Here is a 22,885-nt window from a genome sequence, read left to right as displayed (position 1 = left end):
TAGCCGTATCTCGGCGTCGACGAGGGGTTCGTGGGTGCCGTTGTAGGTGCAGGCCGCCTGAACAACCCCGATTTTGCTCGCCTTCATCCAAACCAGCGACTCATGCTGCCAACCGCGACAGGTCTACAGAGGTTTCGACCCGAGCCACGCCACGATGCACTGCGGGCGGGTCGGGATCGAGGAAGTCCCGCAACGTCGCTATCAATCCCGGCCGCAGCCCCTGCCGGACTGCCGCCAACCGAAGGGTACATGAGGGCGGGATGACGATGTAACCGCCGTCCCCGCAAAACCACTCCTGCGCGGGTGGCCTGCCACGACCGCTGGACCACACCCGGAGTGGTCGGGTAGTGGCCGTGTCGGCCACCCGGCAGAGAGACATCGTGAACACTGGCATCCCCACCCGCCCCACATCGAGGCGCGATGCATGCTCTCTCTCGACCATCCACCTCCTCGCGGACATCAGCATCCACGACCGCCACGCCCGAGGCCGCCCTCGTCGGAAGCCCTGTATTCGCTTCCGCATTTCTCCGACTACCGATCCACCTCTGCCGAGTCCGTGGAGGCATCACGGAACCCTCGGGCTGTGATCGGAAGGGATCGACAGCAGTGGCGACGGCGTGCCCGAATCGAGGCCGCCTACCGTGACCGTTACCAGATCACCGACCCGGCTCCGCTTGGTGCACAAGCCGAGGGTGCGGCCTCAGAAGATCGACCGCGCTCGGGCCGAAGCGGCACTTCGGACAGCCTCAATTGATGGGTACTAAAGAGGGATCTCGCACCTTCTAGAGGATGACGCGAGACCCCACAACCCGCCATCTGTATTACAGATATCGTTCGGGTGCTCCATCCGCTGGCCACGTGGGCCGTGAGAACTTGGCCAACAACTCTGCACGATGTGTAGTCCGGTCGGTGGTGAGTAGTTCTATATCGATGGCGGAGGTGACCATGTGCGCTTAGCCGGTGCGGAGCAGTTCGTGTGGGCCGTGGCTGGTTGCGCTGGTTATCGGCCTTAGCGCCGCCTTGACCTGGCATCCGAGCTGGTGGGCTTCGGCTGTCACCCGTAGTGCGCCCGCTTCAACGACCTCTATTGGGTCAGACATTGCCTCCAACGCACGGGAGCAGGCCAGGAACCGATGCCGCGTCGGCACCGATCCGGGAGTAAACTCGCTGACCAGCGAGCCCACATCGCCTATCCATTTCAGCAAGTCATGGTTGCCGCTTAGATAGGGGCAGTCCACTCCACCAGCGAGCACAGTCAGTCGACTCGCCCGAGACATGCTCTCCATACGCAGAGGCCGCACGAGAATCCATCACAGTCACCAAACTGTTCATCGGCCGCGCCAAGAACGACGTCGCACCACGCCTGCGAATCCACCCGGTTCAGCTTCAGCACTGCGGCGTCATTGCCGCGCAATTTTAGCGTTTCGACAGCGCCACATAGCTGGGCAGACGACCAGCTGTCGCATCGTCGGGCTCGGCCAGCAGCGACAGCAGAACACGTGCGCGACGTTCGTCGCTAGCAAGGTCGGCGATAGCGGACATCACAGGACTCCGGTATCGGTCAGGTAGGTGCAATGGGCGAATGACACAAAGTTCGATGGCTTCGCCACTAAGCCGCGCGGGCACTCATCAGCAGCGCGACGCTGACCGGCATCATCGCCACGAACTTCAGCGCGTTCCAAACGCACAGCAGCATGAGCAGGTGCAGCCGCACCGGAGCCCCATCCTCGACGAGCACAGTCAAAAGTTCGCTACATAGTTAGGTGTGGGACAGCCAGCAGCAGCGCCGGGGCGTTCTACTTCAGCCCGTGACGCGTGCGGATCAAGTCCAGCACAAAGCTGGTCGGCGTGTGCCGACGCAGAAAGTCACGCGTGTGGATGCTGGTGAGCCAGATCAGGCGGAACATGAGTACAATCCTCTCCTCGTTACTGGTGGCAAGGGATCACGAAGAACCGCCCCAGCCAGAGCCACTAGGTCGACTACCGCACCCGACGGTGGACCACCCAGATAGGTCAGTGGCATGCAGCACGGAAGCTGTGAGCCAATGATGGCAACCTGACCTTCGCGATAGGTCGTGTTGACCCCCGTCTCGGTCACTTGCGCGGGATACTGGAACCGACATGAACCTCTAGCACTGGGCAAGTTCGCGTAGCTGTGTTATAGCCCGAGAACGAGGTAGACGAAACGAGGTAGACGATGGGTGCACGTCCCCGATTCCGACTGTGGTTTGGCCTCCTCAGAGGATTGGATCTTCTAGAGTTCGACGACGTGGACGAGTCCATCGTCGGGGCTGAATCCCGACTGCTTATCAGCAGAGCAGTCGGTGCCGGAGATGGGGGCATGTTGTGACTCCTTCCTATCCGCTCTGGTCAGACGAACCAGCCACCCAGGATCTACTGGCGTTCCGTGCAGTAGCTGAGACTGCCGCGGACGCCATTTTCGACGATGGCCTCGACCCAGTGGCGATCGGTCTCTCTGGCGCCTGGGGTAGCGGTAAAACCAGTGTGCTCGAGTTGATCAAATCGGAGATCACGGAGCGCTCCGAGGCCAGTGACCGCAGGGTGCTCGTGATTCCGACGCAACCGTGGCTCTACGATCCGGGGGTTGGTCCGAAGGAGAGCCTCATCGCCGAGGTGCTAGGAGCACTCAGTAAGGAGTTCAACAAGGAAGACTCGGTTGGTAAAGCTGGCCTCAACGCCTTCAAGAGGCTTGTCCGCAAGGTGAACTGGTCGAAGGCGGTCAAGATAGCCGCGAAGACCGCTATCACCATGCAGCTGCCGAACATTGACGATGTCTTTGGTCTCGTCAGTGACGAGCCCGATAGCCTCGCCAGCGAGAAAGGCATGGTCGCCTTCCGCGAAGATTTCGAGAAACTGTTGTCAGACCCCGCGCTTGCCCACCTGTCGCGTGTGGTGGTGCTCGTCGACGATCTCGACCGTTGTCTCCCTGACACCGTGGTCGAGTCGCTTGAGGCGATTCGGCTGTTCCTTTCGGCCAAGGGCATGTCTTTCGTTATTGCGGCCGATGAGGATCGAGTGGCCGAAGCCATCCAGCAGAAGCTTAAGACGGAGGTCCCGAAGAATGGGGAGGATCCCGCTAAGCTTTACTTGCACAAGATCGTTCAGACGACCATCCCGCTTCCTGCCCTGAGCAGATTCGACACGGAGGCGTACCTTTTCCTCTTGCTCGCGAAGGCCGAGTTGGATGGTGATGAGGCCGCATATGCGGCCTTCATCGCCAGATGCGATGAACTGCGTATTGGTGGCGGTAGCCTGGATGACCTGGAGGTTAAGGACAGCGCGCTGGCAAGGCACCTCATCACGGCCATGCGTCTGACGCCAATCCTCTACGAGAAGTTCCACGGCAATCCGCGCCGTATCAAACGGTTCCTCAACGACCTGAACGTACGCCAGGCTGTTGCTCAGCGTCGCGGATTCGAGCTGGAGCCAGATCAGGTTGCCAAGCTCATGGTGCTGGAGCGAATCCTCACCGATGATTTTGAAACCGTGCTCGGTTGGCTCGCGTCGAATCAGCTACGCGACAAGCTTGACGACCTCAACGCTGCTGCGAATGGTCGTGCTGAAAATGCTGAGAAACCGGTGTCCGAGACTCCTGAGGATGAGACCTCCAAGGAGGACAGCGTCAACAAGAAGCCTGTCGCCGGTGGGTCGGAGCCAGAATCGGCTCGTGATTTCAGTGACACCCTTCGCCGCTGGGCGAAACTCCCGCCCGCACTCGACGCTTCAGCCATCTCGGGATACCTCTACCTCGCAGCCTCGTTCGCCAAGATCGAGGTCATTGACACCGGCCTGCCCGAGCGTCTCCGTGACCTCGCAGTCGCGCTGACCTCAAGCCTCAAGCTCGATCGTGCAGGCGTCACCGACGAAACACTGAAACTGCTGCCGGAACGGGACGCACAGATCCTGGTCGACCATCTCGGACGCCGTACCCGCGACCAACCGAGCCTGCAAAAATTCACCGTCGAAAGTCTGCTCCGCTTTGCAGAGCAGCAGCCCACTACCCAGCCCAGCGTAGTGGCGGCATTGAAGGGGCTTCCTGTAGCCCACGTCACACCAGCGACGATCATCAAGCTTCGACCGCTGGATCAGGAAGTCTATCGTCCTGTGCTTGATGCCTGGCGAGCTGGTTCTGACGATCAGCAGCTTCAGACGTCCGTGGGCATTGTCGAGAATGCATGGAACGGCAATGGGAACTAGCAACTCATTTAGCGGCAGCAGCGGTAAGGACGCAGGTGATCTCCGCGATAACATTGCGGCATGGCTTGATGCCGGGGACAGGCCAGAAGTCACTGACGGCACCGACTCAGAGAGCGCGGATGGAGCCGAGCGCCCTTCTGATAAGCCGCGCCCCGGAACTCCGGGGCAGCCGCGAGTAGACCTCGTGCCCGCGCTTCGCGTCCTAATCAATTCGCGCGGTGGGCATAGCGACGGCCATGGCGGTGCTGGTGGCGGTTCCCGAGGTGGAGGGGGCGGTCGTCCGTCGGGCGGCGTCACCCGCTCTGTTGGTCGGGTATCACGAGCAGCTGGGCGGGCCGGAATATTGGCACTTGCTTATTCGTCCGGCAACCGGGAGGCCCTGCGCGAGGCTGGCCTCAACTACGACGAACTGCAGTCGCTTGGCGATCCCGTCGCCGTCGGGCTCAAGATCGTCGAGACTGCCTTTGAGACCCAGGCCGACAGCACACTTGCGGATGCCGAGGAACGCGATATTGTCGCGACCGTCGTTGAGTGGATCCTGGAGCAGCCGGAGGATCATTCGCCAACACCAGAGGACGTCGTCAGGAAATCGATCGAAACGATGATTGCGGAGACCGCGCTGACCGAGGTGTCAGCGACGATCTACGCCAGGGATGTCAGCTTTGAGATGCGCCGCCACCTGGAGCGTCAGATCCGTGACGTCGCGGCAGAATACGCGGCGCAAGCAACCCTGAACCCAGGTGGCGCAACCGAGCAGCAGATGGCGCAGGCAATCGAGAATGGCATCCGGGATATCGGGCAGATCTTCGGAGTCACGTCATGAGCCGGTTGTTGCTTACCCTCTCTGAGACCACCGCTGATAACGCCTTGCAGAACGGTAGCTTTGACGAGGTCTTCCTCTGGACCCGTAACGGCCGCACTAACTTTTCCGGTGGCGTCGATCCGTACCTTGCGATTCTTGGCGCGGTGCATCCACGCAATGTTGACCTCGTCCGTATCGCCCTTGCTGTGCTGGCTGCCGATCGATCAGTGTATCGCAAGGCCTGGGGATCCAACTGGAATGCCCGAGACTTCGATCTCACGGTGGAGGTAGACGATATAGGCATATGGACTACGCACGCCGAGCAGTTGGCCCGCATAGTCGGTTTTTTGTCGGGTGACCACTGGGTATTCAGCTTTGCACAGGCTCCCGTCTCTGTGGGGGTCGACTTGCCGATCGAGGGGCAGCACCACGACCGGACGGTGCTTTTAAGCGGAGGTGCCGACTCTGCCGCTGGCGCGTTGTTGTCCGCATCCGAGCTGAGCGGGGATCACTCTCAGTCGTTGGTCTCTCAGTACAGCTCAACCGTAATCTCCCCGGTGCAGCAACGCATCGTCAGAGCAATTAAGGAATTGGTTCCTGGCATCCGCCAGGTGCATCATCAGTTCCATCTTCATCGCCTATCAAAACGTCTTGACGGCTCATCGTTCCGAAGTGAGACGTCGACCCGCTCGCGCTCGCTACTCTTCCTTGCACTTGGTCTTGCCGTCGCTGAGCGTGCTGGTTCAACGCTTTGGATTCCCGAAAACGGATTCGCCTCGCTGAACCCGCCACTTGGCCCCGACCGGCGCGGTGCACTGTCAACGCACACTACCCATCCCCGCTTCCTGCGTGAGTTGTCTGCACTGATGCAGAGCGTGGGTGGCCATGGCCTCATCGAGAACCCCTTCGAGACTCTCACGAAGGGTGAGATGTTCCGCCGTGTGGCAGATGTAGTCGGCGTGGATGCTGCCTCAAGTTACCTAAGCAGTACAAACTCCTGCTCGCACACCGACGCGCGTTATAGCCGCGCGTCGGCTGGCTCTTCTTGCGGTGTCTGCTTCGGCTGCCTTGTTCGTCGAGCAGCATTCAACGCCGCTGGCATTCCAGATGCAACTATCTATCTTTCCGATGATGCAAACGGTAGGTATTACACATTCGTCCGGCAGAAGTCGATCGTTGAGCCGCTCCGCGATTTCGTTGACCGGGGCATCCGTCAACGCGACGTGATGGCAATGTCGCTGCCGGAGGGTTACCCTGCTCAGGATGCGCGTGCACTGTCTCAGCGCGGTGTCGATGAACTGCGGGGACTTTTCTGATGGCACCCCAACTTCCCCCGCTCGATCTGCATGCGCATATCGACCCGAAGACCCGCCCGGCCGACCTTGAGCGACTCGGCGCGGTTGTGTTCGCAGCGACCCGGTCATTGGAAGAATACGAGTCCGTCATGGCTCGTCGTGATCAGGTCACGATCTGGGGCGTTGGCTGCCATCCAGGAGTGGTGCAGGCGCAGCAGGGTTTCAATGCTGAGAGGTTTACCTCGCTACTCGCGTCGACGGGCTTCGTGAGTGAGATCGGACTGGATGGACGCTCAAAGGTGCCCATTGTTGATCAGAAGAAGGTGTTCACATCGGTGCTTGGTGCGCTTCAGGCTACGTCGCGTATTGCTTCTATCCATAGTTCGGGAGCATCGGACCGCATCCTTGACGCGCTGGAGCGTACGCCGATTCAGGGTGCCGTGCTCCACTGGTGGCGTGGCAGCAAGACCGAGACGTTGAAGGCAATTGAACTCGGTTGTTGGTTCTCGGTCAACGCCGCAGGCATGAAGTACCCGGGCGATGTCTCGCTGATCCCGCTTGAGCGGATTCTCACTGAGACCGACCATCCCTCCGGTGACCGCACATCCACTACGCCAAGACAGCCAGGTTCCGTCGACGACGTTGAACAGGCCCTGGCGAAGATCTACAGCGTTGACGTCCGAGCTGTCCGCGGGCAAATCTGGACGAATCTAGCCCGTCTTGTCGACGAGATGAAAGTTGAGGGCCTTTTCCCGACTGCTGTTCGACGAATGCTCGCTTTTGCGCGTGCGAACGGAGCGCCACGATGAAGCCAGCCAAGGACACCCCAGTAGTCAGGCTTCCGTTTAATACCGGCGAGTACCCTTGCACATGGCAGGTACCCAATCGTAAGGGTGGCCACCTGGAGATTCCGGGATTCCTGACTGTTGAGCAGGGGAAGTACCCTACTGGGATTCTGCACGGTGACCTACCAATCAAGTGGGTGGACGGAGTTGCTACGTTCCCACAGTGTCACAGCTTCAACGTCTTCACGGGTCGGCTCTCAAGCGGTGCCTACGTTGCCCTGATGAACGGTGAACTCAGCTGCCTCCCAGAAAGCGGTCGAGCCATGGGTGCCTTCGCGGCCCTGTCGCGTGACCCATTTGGTACCTCGGAGCATCGGAAATACGCCGCTATTGAGCTCCAGATGGAGGGACTGGAATCGGTCGTGGGGGCCGTCCCAATCTCGTGCGTCAAAATGCCGAAGAATGCCGATGACGAGCCAATCTACGAAGTCACCGTTAACAATGACGCAAGATTCACCTGGAGTGGGGATGGTCAGTCGATGACTTTCAACTACGAATACAGAGTTTACCCGTTTGGCAGATATGAGTTCCGGATGGTCTTTTGCCCCGTCCTGCACCTCAGTTCAGACCAGCCATTGGCGATTGTCGATTGGTGGTTTGAGTGGGTGCGCCCGCTCCGCCAACTTATCTCACTCATGACGGGTGCTCCATGTGAGGTTCGGTACCTTCTTGCGGCGGTCGATAGCGCCGCTCCGCGCCCGTGCCGTGATCAGGTGTTCGGCTGGGATATTACGCACCTGCCCGTCAACTCAAACTGCGCTGCCGTCGAGGAGATCCGTTCGGCGGTCAACCTTGCGAGCGACAACCTAAGCCTGCTCGACCTACTGCGTGCCTGGCGGCAAAAGATTGACGACAGGCACCCCCTCTTTGAGACCTATGGCGCGATGGTGAACGCTACCGACCGGCATCCCCGCTCGCGGTTCCTGCTTCTACTACAGGCGCTGGAGGGTTCGTACGGCTTCGAGAATCGTGCCAAGCATCAGGTCGATAATGAGAAGTACAGCGCCAAGCGGAAGGACGTACTGGCGCGTGCCCAAGAGCTTCTCGGGAAGGCCGATTTCAAATTCGTCAACAAGAATCTCCGTCGGGAGGCTCAGCAGGGTCTTGACTCGGCGCTTGCCGATCTGCTGCGGCGACTGCCAGACGTGGTCTCGAAAGAGCTTGAAACTACTGAACTAATCAAGGCCGTGAGGCAGAAGGACACCGGCAAGGTAACCCTTACGCTTCAGTCCGCCCTCACGAGAGCCCGTAATGCTCTGTCGCACGGCTCAGAATCATTCGAACCACAGCATCTCGTGATCGTAGCCGACATCCTCGAGCGGGCGGTACGATCTGAAGCTCTCCGGCTGCTTGGCGTTCCCTGTAGCGCGCAAGAACGCGCAGCCAGGAAGGAGGATCGCTGAGGTCATGGCGAAGAATTCATACTGCGTGCAGCCGACTGATCGGCTGGTGCCTACCGCCAGAGATAGAGACGTAAACGCGGGCGTGGGCGATGAAGGCCCTCAGCTCTGAAAAGGATTGGGAGATGAGATGAACGACAAGGCAGGGTCGGGAGCACGATGGGTGCGGGCTGCACTCCAGGTGAACCCCCTACGAGTACCAAGGGAAGAACGCGCCGTCGGCCAGGTACAGTGCTGAGGCTGACTACAACACGGCGCTACTCGACGAGTGCAAGGCGCAGGGTATCGAGTTGTTCGCGGTCACGGATCACTGGAAGGTTGATTCGGCACTTTAGCTCATCCATGATGCAGCCAATCGGGACATCGTTGCCCTTCCCGGCTTCGAAGCGAACTCCAGCGAGGGCATCCATATCCTCGTGATCTTCGAGGCAGGCACCAGCGCAGCGACGATTAACGCTGCGATTGGGATGTGCGATGTTGCACCTGGCTGCGTCAATGGAACAACCGGCGCGTCGTTCACTGACATCCTTGAGAAGATGACCGTGCAGGGCGTGCTCGTGATTCCTGCCCACGTCAAGGTCCCGAACAGCGGCCTCCTGACCGGCCGCGCTGGACAGCCACTTGTCACCAAGATTAAGCACCCCGACTTTCATGACTCGGCATCACGCCGAGCCAACAAGATGGCACCGACCAGGTGGTGATCCTCAACGGCACCAAGCCCTGCGATAGGGCTCACCCGCTTGCCGTGATCCATGCCGACGACGTGACGGAGCCCGCCGCGTTCCAGAGCCAGGGCGCAAGCTGCTGGTTCAAGGGCAGCCGCCTTTCCGTGGACAGCCGCAAGCTCGCCGTCCGAACTCCTGAGACCCGAGTCTCGTTGGAAGATCCCGCGATCCAAGCGCGCCCCACCCTGAAAGAGATTTTATGGGTTGGCGGCTTTCTGGACGGTGTGACGATCCCGCTTTCTACAGATCTAACGACACTCATCGGAGGACGAGGAACTGGGAAGTCGACGGCCATCGAGAGTCTCCGATTCGTGCTGGGCCTCACTCCGATTGGCGCAGAGGCGAAACGAGACCATGACGGCATCGTGAGCAGCGTGTTCAAGTCAGGTACTGTTGTGAAGCTGCTTGTCGAGACCACTTCGCCGTCCGTGCGCACATTCACCATCGAACGCTCCGTCAACAATCCTCCGGCAGTAAAAGACGAGAGCGGTACTGCCACTAACCTCCGACCGATCGACGTCGTCGCAAACGTGGAGATCTTCGGACAGCACGAGCTTGCCGAACTGAAGAACGACAGCTCGAAGATCGCGAGCATGCTGCAGCGATTTCAAGGGAATGGCGAGCTGACTACCGAGCGCATCGACACTTTGGACAAGCTCAAGTTGAACCGAGAAAAGCTGACTCGTGCAGAATTAGGAGCAAACTCAGCTCAAAGAAGAGCTAACGGACATTCCCCGACTTGAGGAGCAGGTGCGGCGCTATAACGACACGGACGTGTCAACTCGGCTCAAGGAGGTAACGCGACTCACCCAGGACGAAGCGGTGTTCACCGAGGCAACGGCGCGTGTGACCACGGCTCAGGAATCGTTGACGGCCCTCACGGACCCTCAGCTGATCACGAAGCTGGAGGCAGCGTTCGAGAATATCGATGACTCACCCAGATTTGACTATCTCAGGAGCGCGCAGGATGCATTGACCGTAACTTAAGAGACTTGCGGCTGAGGCCCGCGTGGTGCTCGAAGTAGCATCCTCAGAGATCGAGACAGCGAAGACCGAATGGTCGGACGCAGTTCGCGAGCAGCGCGACGAGCACAATGAGGTTCTTCGCAAGCTTGAGAAGGAGGGATTGGAGCCCAATAAGTACCTCGACGCGACTAGAGCGCTGGAGACATTGAAACTCAAGGAGCTTCGCCGCGTCGGCATTGCCAAAAGCCTTCAGAGCCTGCAAACCAAGCGGGACACCCCGCTGCAGGAGCTCCGTAGACCACGAGAACGACAGGGCACGAGAGCTGGCCGAGGCGATTCGTGCCGCGAACGCCGTGACCGGCGGAGTCGTGATCGTGAAACCGGTCCCCACGTCGGATCGGAAGCACATCAAGTCGTTGATCGAGCAGCCCATCTCCAGCCACCGCAATCACATCATGGCTGCTATCGACCAGGAGAACTTCTCAACGCGCGCCTTCGTGCAGGCGGCGCGATACGGAAAGTCGGAACTGAGCGCACAGTTCTCGATCACCGGCGCGCAGGTGCGAGCTCTGCTTGAGGCCGGTGAGCCTCTTTTCGCCAGCTCGAGGAGCAATCGGTTGGGTAAGCTGTGGAGGTGCAGCTGGATGTGCGGGCAGGAACAGGCACGCGTGAGTTCACGAAGATGGCTGATCTGTTGAAGGGGCAGCGCGCGACCGCCTTGCTCCTTCTCCTGCTCGGCGCATCGACGAACGCTCCGCTCGTGATCGATCAACCCGAGGATGATCTCGACAAACGGTTCGTCTATGACGGCATCGTCACCAACCTTCGAAGTCTGAAAGGTAAGCGTCAGATCATCGCGAGTACTCACAATGCGAACGTTCCTGTGCTTGGTGATGCCGAGTTGATCGTGGCTCCCGAAGGAGATGGTCAGAACAGGGGGCAGCTAGAGACGGGATTGGATGTCTGGACGACGTGGCTATTCGTTCACATGTCGAGAATCTTCTCGAAGGAGTACCAGCAGAGTTCGACGCGCGTCAACATCTCTATGGTTTCTAGAGACCCACGGCAGCTCGTGAATCCAAGTCGGTACCAGACGCGTCGGGTGACTCATCGCGGGTGAGGTGTCTTCGCTCCGGGAGTCACTCTTATGGAGAAGCCGACGCGAAGCAAGTGCTCTCGGACGGTCCTCGCCGCGTACCTCACCTCTGTTCCACCCGATCGAGCGATGCTCCTTGCTCGTACATGATGCCCAGCAGTCGGATCTCGGCCATAGAAGGGGACTTGATTGCGGAGCACGACGCCGCGCTCACGCAGTAGGCGCGACAGGTGCTGGTGCCCGATGCCGACCTGCCTGGCCACTGCTTGCGAGACCGGCCTGAGCGGTAGGCGGTTCCGTCCCGGTGCAAGTAGTTCTTCGGATACTCGGGGCACCTACTGTGCGCTTGGCGTTGTCGGCTGCGGACGATCCGATGCGCTGCACCATCTGGATCACCGGCGGGGCAAGTTTCGACAAGCCTCCCGCTAGGTCCACGTAGGTTGAGAAGTTCGAAAGCATATGCCCCGTCCGTGATGGGGCATCTTCGTTCCTTCGGTGCGCAGGTCAGGTCGCCGAGCAGGGCAGCGATCTGGTCCAAAGCTGGTGTTACGTTTCGTTCGCTGTTGAACGGGTCAAAAGGATCGCATCGGTGCAGCAGGCAGAAAACGCTGGTGCTTCCCAAGCGGTTCAGGCGGGTTATTCCTGTTCCGGTTAGGGAAGATGGCAGGCTGCAGCTCACCGGGTGTAGTGACGTCGGCAGGGTGCACCGCAGCGGCAGCATTCGGAACGAATCTTAGTGTTAATATCTGCGTATGGATGCATATAAGGAGGTTGACGGAGCTGAGCCGTCGCCGGAGTACGTCTCCCTGGCTGCTGAGGTGCTCGGGTTGTTGTCCGATCCGACGCGGATCAGGATCGTGCTCGCGCTGCGACAGGCCGATGAACTGCCGGTGAACGCCCTCGCGGAGATCGTCGGGAAGAAGCCCTCAGGGGTTTCACAGCATCTGGCGCGGTTGCGAATGGCCCGGATGGTCACGACCCGCCACGAGGGTACGAGCGTGCTTTACCGGCTTACCGACGAGCATGCCGTCACGCTCGTCATTGAGGCGATCAAGCAGGCGGAGCACGCCATCGCGAATGGGCAGATCCCGCCCCACCATCACGCGCCCCAGCAGCAGTAGCCCGATGCCTGTTTCCCACGATCGTTAGGTCCCCTCATGCTCGCCATTCTCCGGAACCCGACCTACGCGAAACTGTTCAGCGCGCAGATCATCGCCTTACTCGGTACCGGCCTGCTCACCATCGTGCTCGGGCTCCTCGCTTTCGAAGTCGCGGGTAGCGACGCCGGGATCGTGATGGGCCTGGCGATGACGATCAAGATGATTGCCTACGTCGTGATGTCGCCGATCACCACCGCACTGGTCGCCCGCCTGCCCCGCAAGCCGGTACTCATCGGCGCAGATCTCCTTCGGGCCGCTGCCGCGATTTTGCTGCCGTTCGTGACCGAGGTATGGCAGATCTATGCCCTGATCTTCTTGCTTCAATCCGCATCCGCGACTTTCACACCGATGTTCCAGGCTGTCATCGTGTCGGTGCTGCCCGACGAAGGTGAATACACCCGTGCTCTGTCGCTGTCGCGTCTGGCCTACGATCTTGAGTCGCTCGTGAGCCCGATGCTCGCAACTGTTCTGCTGACGGTCATCAGCTATCACAACCTCTTCGTCGGCACCGCGCTCGGGTTCCTCGCATCCGCTGCGTTGGTGATCGCATCCCGGTTCCCGTACATCGACCCGCCCGCCCCGGCCAGATTCTTCGATCGTCTCACTCGCGGCGCACGTGTGTTCTGGGCGAGTTCCGATTTGCGCGGGCTGTTGGGATTGCACCTCGTGGTCGCGACCGCAACCGCGATGGTGATTGTGAATACCGTCGTTCTCGTCCAAAACGATCTTGGACGCCCGCAATCTGACGTCGCCCTGCTACTGGGTACCTACGGCGGTGGGTCAATGCTCGTCGCGCTCGGGATGCCGAAACTCCTCGAATCGCTCCCCGACCGGCGGGTGATGTTCGTCGGCGGTATCGCTCTTCTCATCCTGCTGGTCGTCGCGGCCGGAGCCATCGGCTGGATGAGTGGTGCCCCGCAATGGACCGCGCTGCTGGTGATCTGGGCATTGCTGGGAGCCGCGACCTCGGCCATTCTCACGCCATCATCCCGCCTGCTACGCCGTAACAGCGACGATGGGAACCGGTCGGCGGTGTTCGCGGCGCAGTTCTCCCTTTCGCATGCATGCTTCCTCATCACTTATCCGCTCAGTGGAGCTCTGGGAGCTGTCATCGGGTTGCCGGCCATTGCGCTTGTGCTCGCCGGAATCAGCATCCTCGGCATGGCTTTTGTGCTTCCGTCTTGGTGCAACAATGCTGGCCTCACCAGGCACCACCTCGCAGTACCATCGCATGGCTGACCGCGCGGGGCCTCAAGCATCGCAAGTATCCGTCTTGGCTTTCTCGGCCCCTGCATGGGTGGCTGGGTGCAAGACATAACCAGATCACTGCCCCTGTCGGTGGTGCAGTCGCGCTTGCCAGTGTCGCCATCCTGGTGCCCGGCACTGCTACCGTCCAACCATGGTTTCCGCGCTGCGTGTTCGCATACTGGCCACTGGTGCCGTTCGTCCCGACAACATCGTCACATCTACCGAACTCGACGAGATGCACCACAGGATGCCCGGACTCAGCCAATCCAGATCGGGGGTCACGGAGCGCGCCTGGGCAGTCGGCGAGACGGCTTCGGAACTGGGCGCTGCCGCACTGATCCAGGCCCTAGGCACGGCTGGGCTCACCATCGGCGATCTGGATGCGGTGATCTGTGCTTCGGCGATGCCAGAACAACCGATGCCATCGACGGCCGTGCTGCTCACCCAACGCATGGGTGTGGAACGGGTCATTGCTTTCGACGTGAATGCATCATGTTTGTCATCCTTGGCCGCCATGGAATCAGCGGCGGCACAGATCCACCTTGGACGATGGCGGCATGTAGCGATCGTGTCCACCGAGATCGCATCCATCGGCCTGTGCCATGACGAAGTGGAAACTGGGGCATTGTTCGGAGACGGCGCCGCGGCCATCATCCTCGGCCCGTCTGAAGGCGAATCCGAGATCACCCACATCCGCATCGACACCTTTCCCCAAGGAGCTCACCTGTGTGAGATCAGGGCTGGCGGCACCAGGTGGAACCTCATCAATCCGCCCGCATCGGAACGTGATTACTTTTTCCGGATGGACTCCATTGGAGCCCTTAAGGCATCGGTGCGCGCGGTCCCAGACTTTCTCGACGACTTCCTGGAAACCGCGGGCTGCACCCGGGAAGACCTCGACATCGTCGTCCCGCACCAAGCCAGTGCCGCCGGACTCGCCATCGCCCGCACCAAACTTGGCCTCGACCCCGGCAAGATCGTCGACATCCTCGCTGACCACGGCAACCAGGTTGCTGCATCACTGCCCACTACGCTGCACCACGCGATCAGCACTGGGCGCCTGATCCGCGGCCAATTGGCGCTGCTACTGGGAACCGGAGCGGGGTTGGCCGTCGGTGCAGCACTGGTGAGGTTTTGAACAATGGGGGAATCTATCGGCGTTGAACTGCTCATCTGCGGCCACACCAGACAGTGGGGGCGGTTCGCCAGAGTTGGCCGCGGAATGGTCAACTTCCCGGCCACCGTCGCCCTGCTGCGACACCGCGACCAGATCGTCCTGTTTGACACCGGCTACTCGGCTCGCTCCCGCGAACTCCTCGGCCGCTGGCCGGAGGCCGCATACCAGCGCCTGCTACCGATTCACCTGCAACCCGGCGAGGCTATCGGAGCCCAACTGCGCCACCGCGAGATCGATCCTTCATCGGTGGAAACGGTGATCATCTCCCACTTCCACGCCGACCACATCGGAGGGCTCGGCGAGCTGCCAGACGCTCGCATCATTCACGGCACTGACCAGACCCCAGTGCCTGGTTTCCGACCAGGACGACGAGCGACCTTGGCTCAGACCTGTCACTCCCATTTTCCGCAACTACTGCCAGTCGATCTGGACTCCCGGGCCATCGCCTGCACCGATCTCGAGCGGGTTCCGGCCAGCGAGCTCGGTGTTCTCGGAGAACTGTTCGGTGGTGGCTGGGATGTCTTTGGCGACCGATCCGCCATCATCATCCCGCTGCCCGGCCACGATGACGGGCACATTGGACTGTGGCTGCCCATTCCTACCGGAGCTGAAGGGCGCCCCACCGCACCGATGCTGCTCGTCGGCGACGCATCGTGGGCCCCCATCCCAGGCGGCCGGCCTCCGGTTCCACCGGTCAGCCACCTGATGCGCGAACGTAGCCGCTACCTCGACACCTGGCACAAACTGGACGAGTTCGCCCGGCGACGGCCGTCGGCAACGATCATCCCCTCGCACGCCGGGGAATCGGTCATGCGAGCCAGCAAGGCTCTGAGGTGGTCATGACCAATCCTCTCGGTACCCTGTGGCGATCCCGGTGGGGACGATTCACCGACCGGGAACAGTTGGAGTACTGGCGCCAGGCGCGACTGGCCGAGACTCTGCGCCGCGCCCCGAAACGCTACCGCTTCTACCGCGGCATCAGCGGCGACTGCCTGGATGATTTTCCGATTATGGATAAAGCCACTTGGCTGGAGAACTTCGCCGGTCTCAATATTGCAGGGGTCACTCTCGAACAGGCGCGGGCCGTGGGTCGCAGAGCAGAAGCAGACCGCTCCTTCTCCGGAAAAGTCGCCGGTCTTTCCGTCGGCCTGTCCTCCGGAACCAGCGGTCGGCAAGGAGTTTTCCTCACATCCAGGATGGAAAGAGCACACTGGGCTGCGGCGATGATCGGTCGTGCGCTACCCCGCCCATTGGGTGGGCGGCAGCGGGTCGCCATGGTGTTGCGGGCAGGAGGCCCGCTCTACGATTCGGTGTCGATGCCGGGCATCGCTTTCCGGTTCATCGATTTACTTGCTGGTGTCTCCACCCAGCAACGCCAGCTCCAGGATTTCGGTCCCACAATTCTTGCAGCGCCACCCGCAGCCCTCGACATCTACGAACGCGCGGTTCGCCGTGGCGAGTTGAGCCTGCGCCCGCGCACCATCTATTCGGTCGCCGATGTGCTCGATGATCAACTGCGGGACCGACTCCATGCCACCTTCCAAGTGACCATTGGCCAGATCTATCAGGCCACCGAAGGGTTTCTTGGCATCTCATGCCCACAAGGCACCTTGCATCTCAACGACGACTTGGTGCACGTGGAACGCGAACCAGTTGGAGGTGAGCCGAGACGATTCATCCCGGTTATCACCGACTTCACCAGGGTCTCCCAGGCCATCATCCGCTACCGGATGGGCGACGTGCTGGTCGCCGCAGAGAAACCTTGCGCCTGCGAATCACCGCTGACCCAGATCGATGCCATTGAAGGGCGCGCCGACGACATGCTGCGGCTCCCCAACGCCCAGGGAATCCCAACTATCCTATTCGCCGACTTCATCCGCAACGCCATCCTCGGTGCTCCCGGGGTCGATGACTTCCGGCTGGTCCACCGTCATGGAGTGATCGAACTGGCGGTAACCCCGCACACCGCATGGAAATCGGCCGATAGGGCGTTGCGGGAACTCTGCGAGCGTCAGGGCCTGTGCTGCCCAGACACTGTGCGTACCGACTTCGTCGTTGAGCCACTGGCTATCAAACGCCGTCGGGTCCAGGTCGCCGATTGAACTCAGTGTCCGCTCACCCGATCGGTGTGCAGGGCCAGGTCGCGCGAACGCCAGCGCACTCGATCACCGTGCCACAATGAGGTGAGCAGGTGCAGCGGTTGCGAGAGATCGGCTACTGCTTCCAACACAGTATCGCCGGGGTGAACCGGTCCGGTGAACTCACTGACACCAGAACGCTTCCGCAGCCTTGCCAGAACCAGCGACTTGAAGCCCAACTCGGCGATCACGATCACTACACCCATCGGGCGACGGGAAGCGAGCGCTGCGGTGAGGCAGACCAGCGGCAGAAAGGCCGGAACCACCACTAACCCCATGATCCCGGGTGGTGCTTCCTTGGCGAGTAGCCGACGGGTGAACAGCATCCAGCGCCGCATGAGCGACAGATAATGACTAGCCCCGGTGATCGTTGTGGTTACCGGGTGCACCAGCGGCGACTGCACGATGCGGAATCCGTTGTCCCGGTACAGTTTGGCGATCTCATAGTCGTCGCACAGCTTCTCGGCGATCATCTCGAACCCGCCTACAGCTTCGAGATCGCTGCGCCGCAGGAGATACCACATGCCGTTGATGGTGGGTGGGGCAACTAGCTCGGCAATCGGCAGATGGGTGATCAACGAGGACCCGTTCACCCATGCGGCGACCAGCCGTGACCATACGCCCGGCCGGGCTCGGTAGACGGGGTTCCCGCATACAAGATCGCCGGTAGTCAACCAGCGCCTTGCTTCATTCAGCAAACCGGGGGGCAACACCGTGTCGTCGTCCAGCACACACACCAATTCGGCACAGTGCTGCAGCCCGGTCACGAGTTTGGCCACCTTCGGATTCCCCTGCCCGTTCCAAGGTGCGCAGACTACGACCTTCACCCGAGCGTCGTCGCTGCTCAACTCGCGGGTGATCCGCAGTCCCTCGGCGTCATCGGTGTCGACCAGCCAACAGAAACTGACATCGGCCGGAGCATTGCGCAAATTCTCGGTCAGCGTAGCGCTCAGCGCCGGATCACCGGACAGGATGGGCTGCACGATGGTGATCCTGCCGGATTCCGAGGCATCGGGTGCCCGGCGGGCAAGTGCCTGATCTGCCAGGCGCGCCCGAACCAAGGTTGTTGAGGCATGCACAATGGCGCCACCGATCGCGATGGCGGACAACGTCGACGACAATCTCTTCATGCTTTCTCCCGGTACCATTCGACGAGTTGGTCGATGCTCTGCTCAATGCTCAGTAACGGTTCACCCAGAACAGAACGGGTATGGGATACATCGAAGGTCTTCGACCAAGCAAACATTGAGACCCCGTAGCGGGTGATCAATGGCTCCCGGTAGTCGCGCCAGCGTGCCGAGACGATTTCCGCGCTCTTGGCCAGAGACATTGCCACCCCGACCGGTAGCCGCCGGGTCGGGGTGGGCAGTCCCATGCGTCGCAACAAACCGAGTAGGAACTCCTGCAACTCCACGGGAGTGCCATTGGTCAGATTGAATGTCCCAGTGGCCCCAGTTTCCACCGCCCGAATAACGTATTCCGCAACGACATCGACGGGAGTGAGATCGCAGATCACCGGAGCTCTGCCCGGTCTGGTGAATAAGGGTAGCCGCCCGGCCTGCGCGGCATCGGCGATCCGCGGCAGCAGAACAGGGTCACCGGGTCCGAACACCGCCCTGGGCCGCAGAATCGTCCAAGAACCGGGATAACGGCGCACCAGACGTTCGGCCTTCGCCTTGGAGCGTGAATAGATGTTGATCTGCTCGTCGTCCGGGGGGATCGGGGAGTTCTCGGTGAGACCAAGCTGGTCGGTGTTGCGGTAGAAGACCGAACTCGAAGAGATGAAGTGAAAGGGCAGCTTGCCGTGCGCTCGCGCCCACTCCATCATCCGCACCGTTGTGCCAACATTCGCGGCCAGAAAACTGTCTGGATGGGCCCATGGTGAAGCCAGCCCCGCGTCGTGGATGACGGCATCGGGGTGGGTATTCAGTTGAAATCGCTTGGTGAGGTCCGCCCGGATGTAGTCATCCGGGCGGGAATCCACGGTGTCCCACACGGGATTTGCGGATTCCTGGCGGCCTACCCCGGTGACCTGCCACCCGCGTCGATGGGCGGCCCGTACGAGAGCACAGCCGATGAAGCCATTGGTTCCGGTGATCAGCAGGTGCATGGCACGAGCCTAGGTCAATAGGAAATTGAGGTCGCGAAGCAGCCGGATGGGCAAGCAGAAGGGCAGTGGTAATGACGTCTCGATGACCCCACTGACCGGTGTAGGAGGCCAGGATTGTAACCTTCGGGCATGACTGAACCCGACAACACGATCTACCCTCGTCCGCGCCCACTCATTGGCGACGCGAGCTCGGCGAGTGAAAGATCGGCTGCTCCTGATTCGTGGGCCTTCGATGCCCAGGCCATCCAGACTCTCGACGAGATCATCTCGGCCCGGCGCGACATCCGTAGATTCCGCCCCGAACCTGTTCCCGAAGAACTGGTACGGCTGGTCATCGAATCAGGCCATAAGGGTCCCTCTGTCGGTCATTCCCAACCGTGGCGGTTCATCATCGTCAGCGATGATCAGGCCCGGGAGGCAGCGGCCGTGATGGCCGACGCGCAACGTATCACCCAGGCCACGGCGATGACCGATGACCGGGGTCAACGACTGCTGGATCTTAAGCTCGAAGGGCTGCGTGAAGCACCTTTGGGCATCGTGGTGGCCTGTGATCGCCGCACCCCAGCCCTGGGAGTGCTAGGACGGGCATCGTTCACCGGCGCCGACATGTGGTCATGTGCTTGCGCGATCGAGAACATGTGGCTCACCGCTCGTGCCCATGGTCTGGGCATGGGATGGGTAACTCTCTTCGATCCCGGGGAACTGCATGATCTGCTGGGGCTGCCCGAGGGCGTGGAGACCTTGGGCTGGCTGTGCCTGGGTTGGCCCGATGAACTGCCCCCGGAGCCCGGTCTGCAGCGTCTTGCATGGTCGAAGCGGCTGCCCTTGGACGAGGTCATCCTGCATGACAGATGGCCGCGGGAGGCCGCGCCCGCACAGCCCCTGAATCATCTGCGAGCGCCCGGTCAAGCCCAGGTCGTCTCAGCCACTGACGACGCCGACGAACTGCTGTCACCCGCAGGCTCACTTGGGGTGCTGGATCGCTGCCTGGACCGCATCGTGGCGGCTGGGGGCAGCTCAATTGACTCTGGGCGTTTGGTGCTGGTGGGCGCTGATCACCCGGTCTTCGCTCACGGGGTCTCCGCCTTCGCGCAGCACGTCACCCGGGATGTGATGACCGCATCCGTCGCGGGAACCAGCTACGGGGTGCTCTCCGCCAACGGTGCGGGTCTTGACGCCGAGGTGGTCGATGCGGGTGTTGCCGGAGGGCTCATCCCCGGGGCCATCAATGCCCGCTGCATTGATGGTTCCCAAGGAGATCTGGTGAACACGGATGCCCTTACCCGGGAGGAAACCTCTCGACTGGTGGATATCGGACGAGAAACTGGCGAACGGGCAGCTGACAGGGGACTCGTCGTGCTCGGTGAGGTGGGGATCGGCAACACCACGGTGGCGGCCTGTCTGGCTTCGGCACTCATTGGTCTCGACCCGGAACAGGCCGTGGGACTGGGGGCGGGCTCCGACTACGACATGGTTGATCAGAAGGTCGGCGTGGTGAACCGGGCGCTGGGACGTGCCGAGATCAACCGGAACGATCCCATCGGATTGCTTAGCCAACTGGGTGGGCCAGAATTCGCGGTGCTGACTGGCGTCGTGCTGGGGGCTGCCGGGCGCCGTGCCCCAATCATCCTTGACGGATATGCGACCTCTATATGTGCCTTGCTGGCGCAGACCGCCGAACCGGGGGTGCACGGATTTCTCATCGCCGGACAGCGTAGCCGTGAGGTCGCCCATGCCGAGATCCTGCGGGTGCTGGGTCTTGAACCGCTGCTCGCCTTGCGGATGCGGGCAGGAGAAGGGGTAGGTGGGGCGATGGCTGCATCTCTGCTGCTCCAGGGGCTGCGGATCCGGCGAATGGCGGCACGCACCGCCTGAATGCCACACGACCGGAACTGGGCGAGATAACTGGCAGGTGTGAAGGGCTGGCCTACGGGCTCAGCCCTTCACTGCAAGCATCGTCACATTGTTACGGGCATCCATATCCGACAGGATGATCTGGGTATCTGCCCGGGCCTTGGTGAATCGCACTGTGCCGGATATCTCCTGCCCAGCAGCGACGGTTCCCTCGGTGAGATCACCCCGCGTCTTGTCGGGCAGTGAGACATCCCCGCTGGACATATCCATGGACAGGAAACCGTATTCCAAGCTGCCGCTGCTGACCTTGAGGTTCACCCGCACAACCAGGGTGCCGCCTTCCCAGCGGGATTCTTCGATGGCGAAGATCCCCGAGCCCTGGGACGCGGTGAAATTGATCGAATTGGTGAACTCCCCGCCCGTCGGCAGGGGCGCGGTCGGGGTATAGGTCGGCTTAGATGGGGTCGGTGTGCTGCTAGTGGTGGTCTCGGTGTCCTGCGCGGTGCGGGTGGAGAGCCACAGCAGACCGGCCAGCACGGCTGTCACGACGACCACCGCGATGACGATTGGTGCCTTGCGGCGAGAAACGCGGTATTCCTCGATCATCGCCGGGGCGGGTTGGGCATCGACTTGAGTTGCTACAGGAACCGGCTCTGTGGACGATGCCACCTGCGCGGGTTGCAGTGTCCAGTCCCTGCTCACCGACCCGACCTGGCTCCATGCCTGGTTCGATGCCCCCCAGACGTCGTCGGTCGGCCCGCTGTCTCGTCCCCACTCGTTGCTCATGATGTGCTCCAGCCTAACCCGAGGGATGTGCACAACCTGAACGACTTCGCACTGACCGCCGATCATCCCGGCGTGAACACCGATGGCAGCCCCTTTTCTCCGGAACCTGACTGCTCCCAGGAGCCCAGCGTTCGTCTTACCGAGCCCGCCGATGTCGTCTGCATGGTTCCCCACCTGCTGGGCTTCCAACCCGAGGACTCCATCGTCGTGATGGCCTGTGTCCGGCTTCGGTTGGTACTCACCGCCCGCATCCCATTGGACATGGCCGACAACCCGGTTGATCTTGCTCGCACCCTCGGACTTCTCGATCGACGGGTCCCGGATGCGGGATGGCTGGTTGTCGGCTATGGTTCCGATCTTCTGCGGGTCTCGGCCGCACTGGCCCAGGTCACGCAACTTTTGGATGAGTCACGAGTGATCAACTGTCAGCAGGTGGATGCCGGACGCCATTGGGAGCACGGTTACCCGGAACGCGCTCGTTGCATCGTTCCGGAGCACTCCACTGCGGTCACCGAGGCGGTGATCGCAGGAATGGTCGTCGCACCGGACAGGGAGGCACTCAGGGAACGGATCGCACCACCCAAGGGATGGGCCGCGCGTCGGGCACGTGAAAGGGTTGAGTGTGCGCGCGAAGAGGTGATGACCATGGGGACCGCTGATCGTGCGATTTGTTGTGATGCGATCCTCGACCGGGCAGCCGTCGACATGGACACCCTAAGCGACGATGACCTGACCCTCCTGGGCGTGCTGATGCACCAACCCGTGACCCGAGACATCGCCCTGAAAAGGCTCGACCACGAGCGCAGATGGCCTAATCTCGCCTTGTGGCAGCGGGTCGTTCGAGCTATGCCCGTGGCTGATCAGGGGCCGGTGCTCGCAGTTCTCGGCATCGCCTGTTGGGTGGCGGGGGAGGGCGCTCTTCAGGTGATCTGTCTCGAACGAGGCAAAGAACTGGCACCGAATGACCGACTGCTGGCATTGCTTGCGAAATCCACCGCATTGGCCTTGCCGCCACAGCTCTGGTTCCAGGTGCTTGATCACCTCGACGAATCTGTCTAGGTGTGA

The 22,885-nt window shown here is 61.2% G+C and carries 21 protein-coding genes; 13 read left to right on the top strand and 8 right to left on the bottom strand.

What is annotated here, in order from left to right; translation table 11 throughout:
* Window positions 1–953: 953 nt before the first annotated feature.
* The 3 genes from HMPREF1531_RS00135 to HMPREF1531_RS14235 all read right to left on the bottom strand — a co-directional run bounded on the left by HMPREF1531_RS00135 (window position 954) and on the right by HMPREF1531_RS14235 (window position 1,738).
* A complete protein-coding gene (locus HMPREF1531_RS00135; protein ID WP_232210198.1) occupies window positions 954–1,277 on the bottom strand; it encodes a DNA-processing protein DprA in 324 nt (107 codons plus the stop codon).
* A gap of 139 nt (window positions 1,278–1,416) precedes the next feature.
* The gene (locus HMPREF1531_RS14240; protein WP_016667857.1) at window positions 1,417–1,542 is read right to left on the bottom strand and encodes a hypothetical protein; all 126 of its coding nucleotides are present in this window, start codon (window positions 1,540–1,542) and stop codon (window positions 1,417–1,419) included.
* A gap of 67 nt (window positions 1,543–1,609) precedes the next feature.
* Window positions 1,610–1,738, bottom strand: a complete 129-nt coding sequence (locus HMPREF1531_RS14235; protein ID WP_269593229.1) for a hypothetical protein — start codon at window positions 1,736–1,738, stop codon at window positions 1,610–1,612.
* 608 nt (window positions 1,739–2,346) lie between these two features.
* On the opposite strand from HMPREF1531_RS14235, the gene HMPREF1531_RS00125 reads away from it, so the two are divergent.
* The 5 genes from HMPREF1531_RS00125 to HMPREF1531_RS00105 are packed head-to-tail and all read left to right on the top strand — an operon-like array spanning window position 2,347 to window position 8,563.
* A complete protein-coding gene (locus HMPREF1531_RS00125) occupies window positions 2,347–4,218 on the top strand; it encodes a KAP family P-loop NTPase fold protein (protein ID WP_016667854.1) in 1,872 nt (623 codons plus the stop codon).
* Window positions 4,208–5,041 carry a hypothetical protein gene (locus HMPREF1531_RS00120; RefSeq protein WP_016667853.1) on the top strand — a complete coding sequence of 278 codons (834 nt, stop codon included), beginning with the start codon at window positions 4,208–4,210 and terminating at the stop codon, window positions 5,039–5,041. Before HMPREF1531_RS00125 ends, HMPREF1531_RS00120 begins: the two co-directional genes overlap by 11 nt.
* Window positions 5,038–6,336 carry a hypothetical protein gene (locus tag HMPREF1531_RS00115; RefSeq protein WP_016667852.1) on the top strand — a complete coding sequence of 433 codons (1,299 nt, stop codon included), beginning with the start codon at window positions 5,038–5,040 and terminating at the stop codon, window positions 6,334–6,336. The genes HMPREF1531_RS00120 and HMPREF1531_RS00115 overlap by 4 nt, the downstream gene beginning before the upstream one ends.
* The gene (locus tag HMPREF1531_RS12605; protein WP_016667851.1) at window positions 6,336–7,124 is read left to right on the top strand and encodes a TatD family hydrolase; all 789 of its coding nucleotides are present in this window, start codon (window positions 6,336–6,338) and stop codon (window positions 7,122–7,124) included. The genes HMPREF1531_RS00115 and HMPREF1531_RS12605 overlap by 1 nt, the downstream gene beginning before the upstream one ends.
* Window positions 7,121–8,563: a hypothetical protein gene (locus HMPREF1531_RS00105; protein WP_016667850.1), complete on the top strand. Its 1,443-nt coding sequence runs from the start codon at window positions 7,121–7,123 to the stop codon at window positions 8,561–8,563. Before HMPREF1531_RS12605 ends, HMPREF1531_RS00105 begins: the two co-directional genes overlap by 4 nt.
* A 254-nt stretch (window positions 8,564–8,817) precedes the next feature.
* On the opposite strand, the gene HMPREF1531_RS13755 is transcribed toward HMPREF1531_RS00105, so the two are convergent.
* Window positions 8,818–9,201, bottom strand: coding sequence for a hypothetical protein (locus tag HMPREF1531_RS13755; protein WP_198010950.1), 384 nt, complete (start codon window positions 9,199–9,201; stop codon window positions 8,818–8,820).
* Between the two features lie 53 nt (window positions 9,202–9,254).
* On the opposite strand from HMPREF1531_RS13755, the gene HMPREF1531_RS13750 reads away from it, so the two are divergent.
* Window positions 9,255–10,028 (top strand): ATP-binding protein, encoded by a 774-nt coding sequence (locus tag HMPREF1531_RS13750; RefSeq protein ID WP_016667848.1) that lies wholly within the window; start codon window positions 9,255–9,257, stop codon window positions 10,026–10,028.
* Window positions 10,029–10,699: 671 nt separating this feature from the next.
* Here HMPREF1531_RS13750 and HMPREF1531_RS14000 read toward each other — a convergent pair.
* Window positions 10,700–11,119 carry a hypothetical protein gene (locus tag HMPREF1531_RS14000; RefSeq protein WP_232210197.1) on the bottom strand — a complete coding sequence of 140 codons (420 nt, stop codon included), beginning with the start codon at window positions 11,117–11,119 and terminating at the stop codon, window positions 10,700–10,702.
* A gap of 980 nt (window positions 11,120–12,099) precedes the next feature.
* Between HMPREF1531_RS14000 and HMPREF1531_RS00095 the strand changes: the two genes are divergently transcribed.
* The 5 genes from HMPREF1531_RS00095 (at window position 12,100) to HMPREF1531_RS00075 (ending at window position 17,034) form a co-directional block, all read left to right on the top strand.
* Complete coding sequence (locus HMPREF1531_RS00095) at window positions 12,100–12,468, top strand: ArsR/SmtB family transcription factor (RefSeq protein ID WP_016667843.1); 369 nt, start codon at window positions 12,100–12,102, stop codon at window positions 12,466–12,468.
* A gap of 36 nt (window positions 12,469–12,504) precedes the next feature.
* Window positions 12,505–13,746 carry an MFS transporter gene (locus HMPREF1531_RS00090; protein WP_016667842.1) on the top strand — a complete coding sequence of 414 codons (1,242 nt, stop codon included), beginning with the start codon at window positions 12,505–12,507 and terminating at the stop codon, window positions 13,744–13,746.
* Window positions 13,747–13,906: 160 nt separating this feature from the next.
* Entirely contained in the window at window positions 13,907–14,893 is a 987-nt protein-coding gene (locus HMPREF1531_RS00085) for a 3-oxoacyl-[acyl-carrier-protein] synthase III C-terminal domain-containing protein (protein WP_016667841.1), read from the top strand.
* A 3-nt stretch (window positions 14,894–14,896) separates the two neighbouring features.
* Complete coding sequence (locus HMPREF1531_RS00080) at window positions 14,897–15,775, top strand: MBL fold metallo-hydrolase (RefSeq protein ID WP_016667840.1); 879 nt, start codon at window positions 14,897–14,899, stop codon at window positions 15,773–15,775.
* Entirely contained in the window at window positions 15,772–17,034 is a 1,263-nt protein-coding gene (locus tag HMPREF1531_RS00075) for a F390 synthetase-related protein (protein WP_016667839.1), read from the top strand. The genes HMPREF1531_RS00080 and HMPREF1531_RS00075 overlap by 4 nt, the downstream gene beginning before the upstream one ends.
* A gap of 2 nt (window positions 17,035–17,036) precedes the next feature.
* Here HMPREF1531_RS00075 and HMPREF1531_RS00070 read toward each other — a convergent pair whose 3' ends face one another.
* On the bottom strand, window positions 17,037–18,200 hold the full coding sequence (locus tag HMPREF1531_RS00070; RefSeq protein WP_016667838.1) for a glycosyltransferase: 1,164 nt from the start codon (window positions 18,198–18,200) through the stop codon (window positions 17,037–17,039).
* Window positions 18,197–19,180, bottom strand: a complete 984-nt coding sequence (locus tag HMPREF1531_RS00065; protein ID WP_016667837.1) for an NAD-dependent epimerase/dehydratase family protein — start codon at window positions 19,178–19,180, stop codon at window positions 18,197–18,199. Before HMPREF1531_RS00065 ends, HMPREF1531_RS00070 begins: the two co-directional genes overlap by 4 nt.
* Before the next feature lie 129 nt (window positions 19,181–19,309).
* On the opposite strand from HMPREF1531_RS00065, the gene bluB reads away from it, so the two are divergent.
* Window positions 19,310–21,055, top strand: a complete 1,746-nt coding sequence (bluB, locus tag HMPREF1531_RS00060; RefSeq protein ID WP_016667836.1) for a 5,6-dimethylbenzimidazole synthase — start codon at window positions 19,310–19,312, stop codon at window positions 21,053–21,055.
* A 60-nt stretch (window positions 21,056–21,115) separates the two neighbouring features.
* On the opposite strand, the gene HMPREF1531_RS00055 is transcribed toward bluB, so the two are convergent.
* A complete protein-coding gene (locus HMPREF1531_RS00055; RefSeq protein WP_016667835.1) occupies window positions 21,116–21,820 on the bottom strand; it encodes a hypothetical protein in 705 nt (234 codons plus the stop codon).
* A 27-nt stretch (window positions 21,821–21,847) separates the two neighbouring features.
* Here HMPREF1531_RS00055 and HMPREF1531_RS00050 point away from each other — a divergent pair, with 27 nt between their 5' ends.
* Window positions 21,848–22,879 (top strand): DUF4192 domain-containing protein, encoded by a 1,032-nt coding sequence (locus tag HMPREF1531_RS00050; RefSeq protein ID WP_036896844.1) that lies wholly within the window; start codon window positions 21,848–21,850, stop codon window positions 22,877–22,879.
* The last annotated feature ends 6 nt before the right edge of the window (window positions 22,880–22,885 follow it).

It is taken from the genome of Propionibacterium sp. oral taxon 192 str. F0372, from assembly GCF_000413315.1.
Lineage (GTDB): Bacteria > Actinomycetota > Actinomycetes > Propionibacteriales > Propionibacteriaceae > Brooklawnia.
The sequence above is the reverse complement of the archived record's forward strand: the minus strand, read 5'-3'. Positions and strand labels throughout refer to the sequence as shown.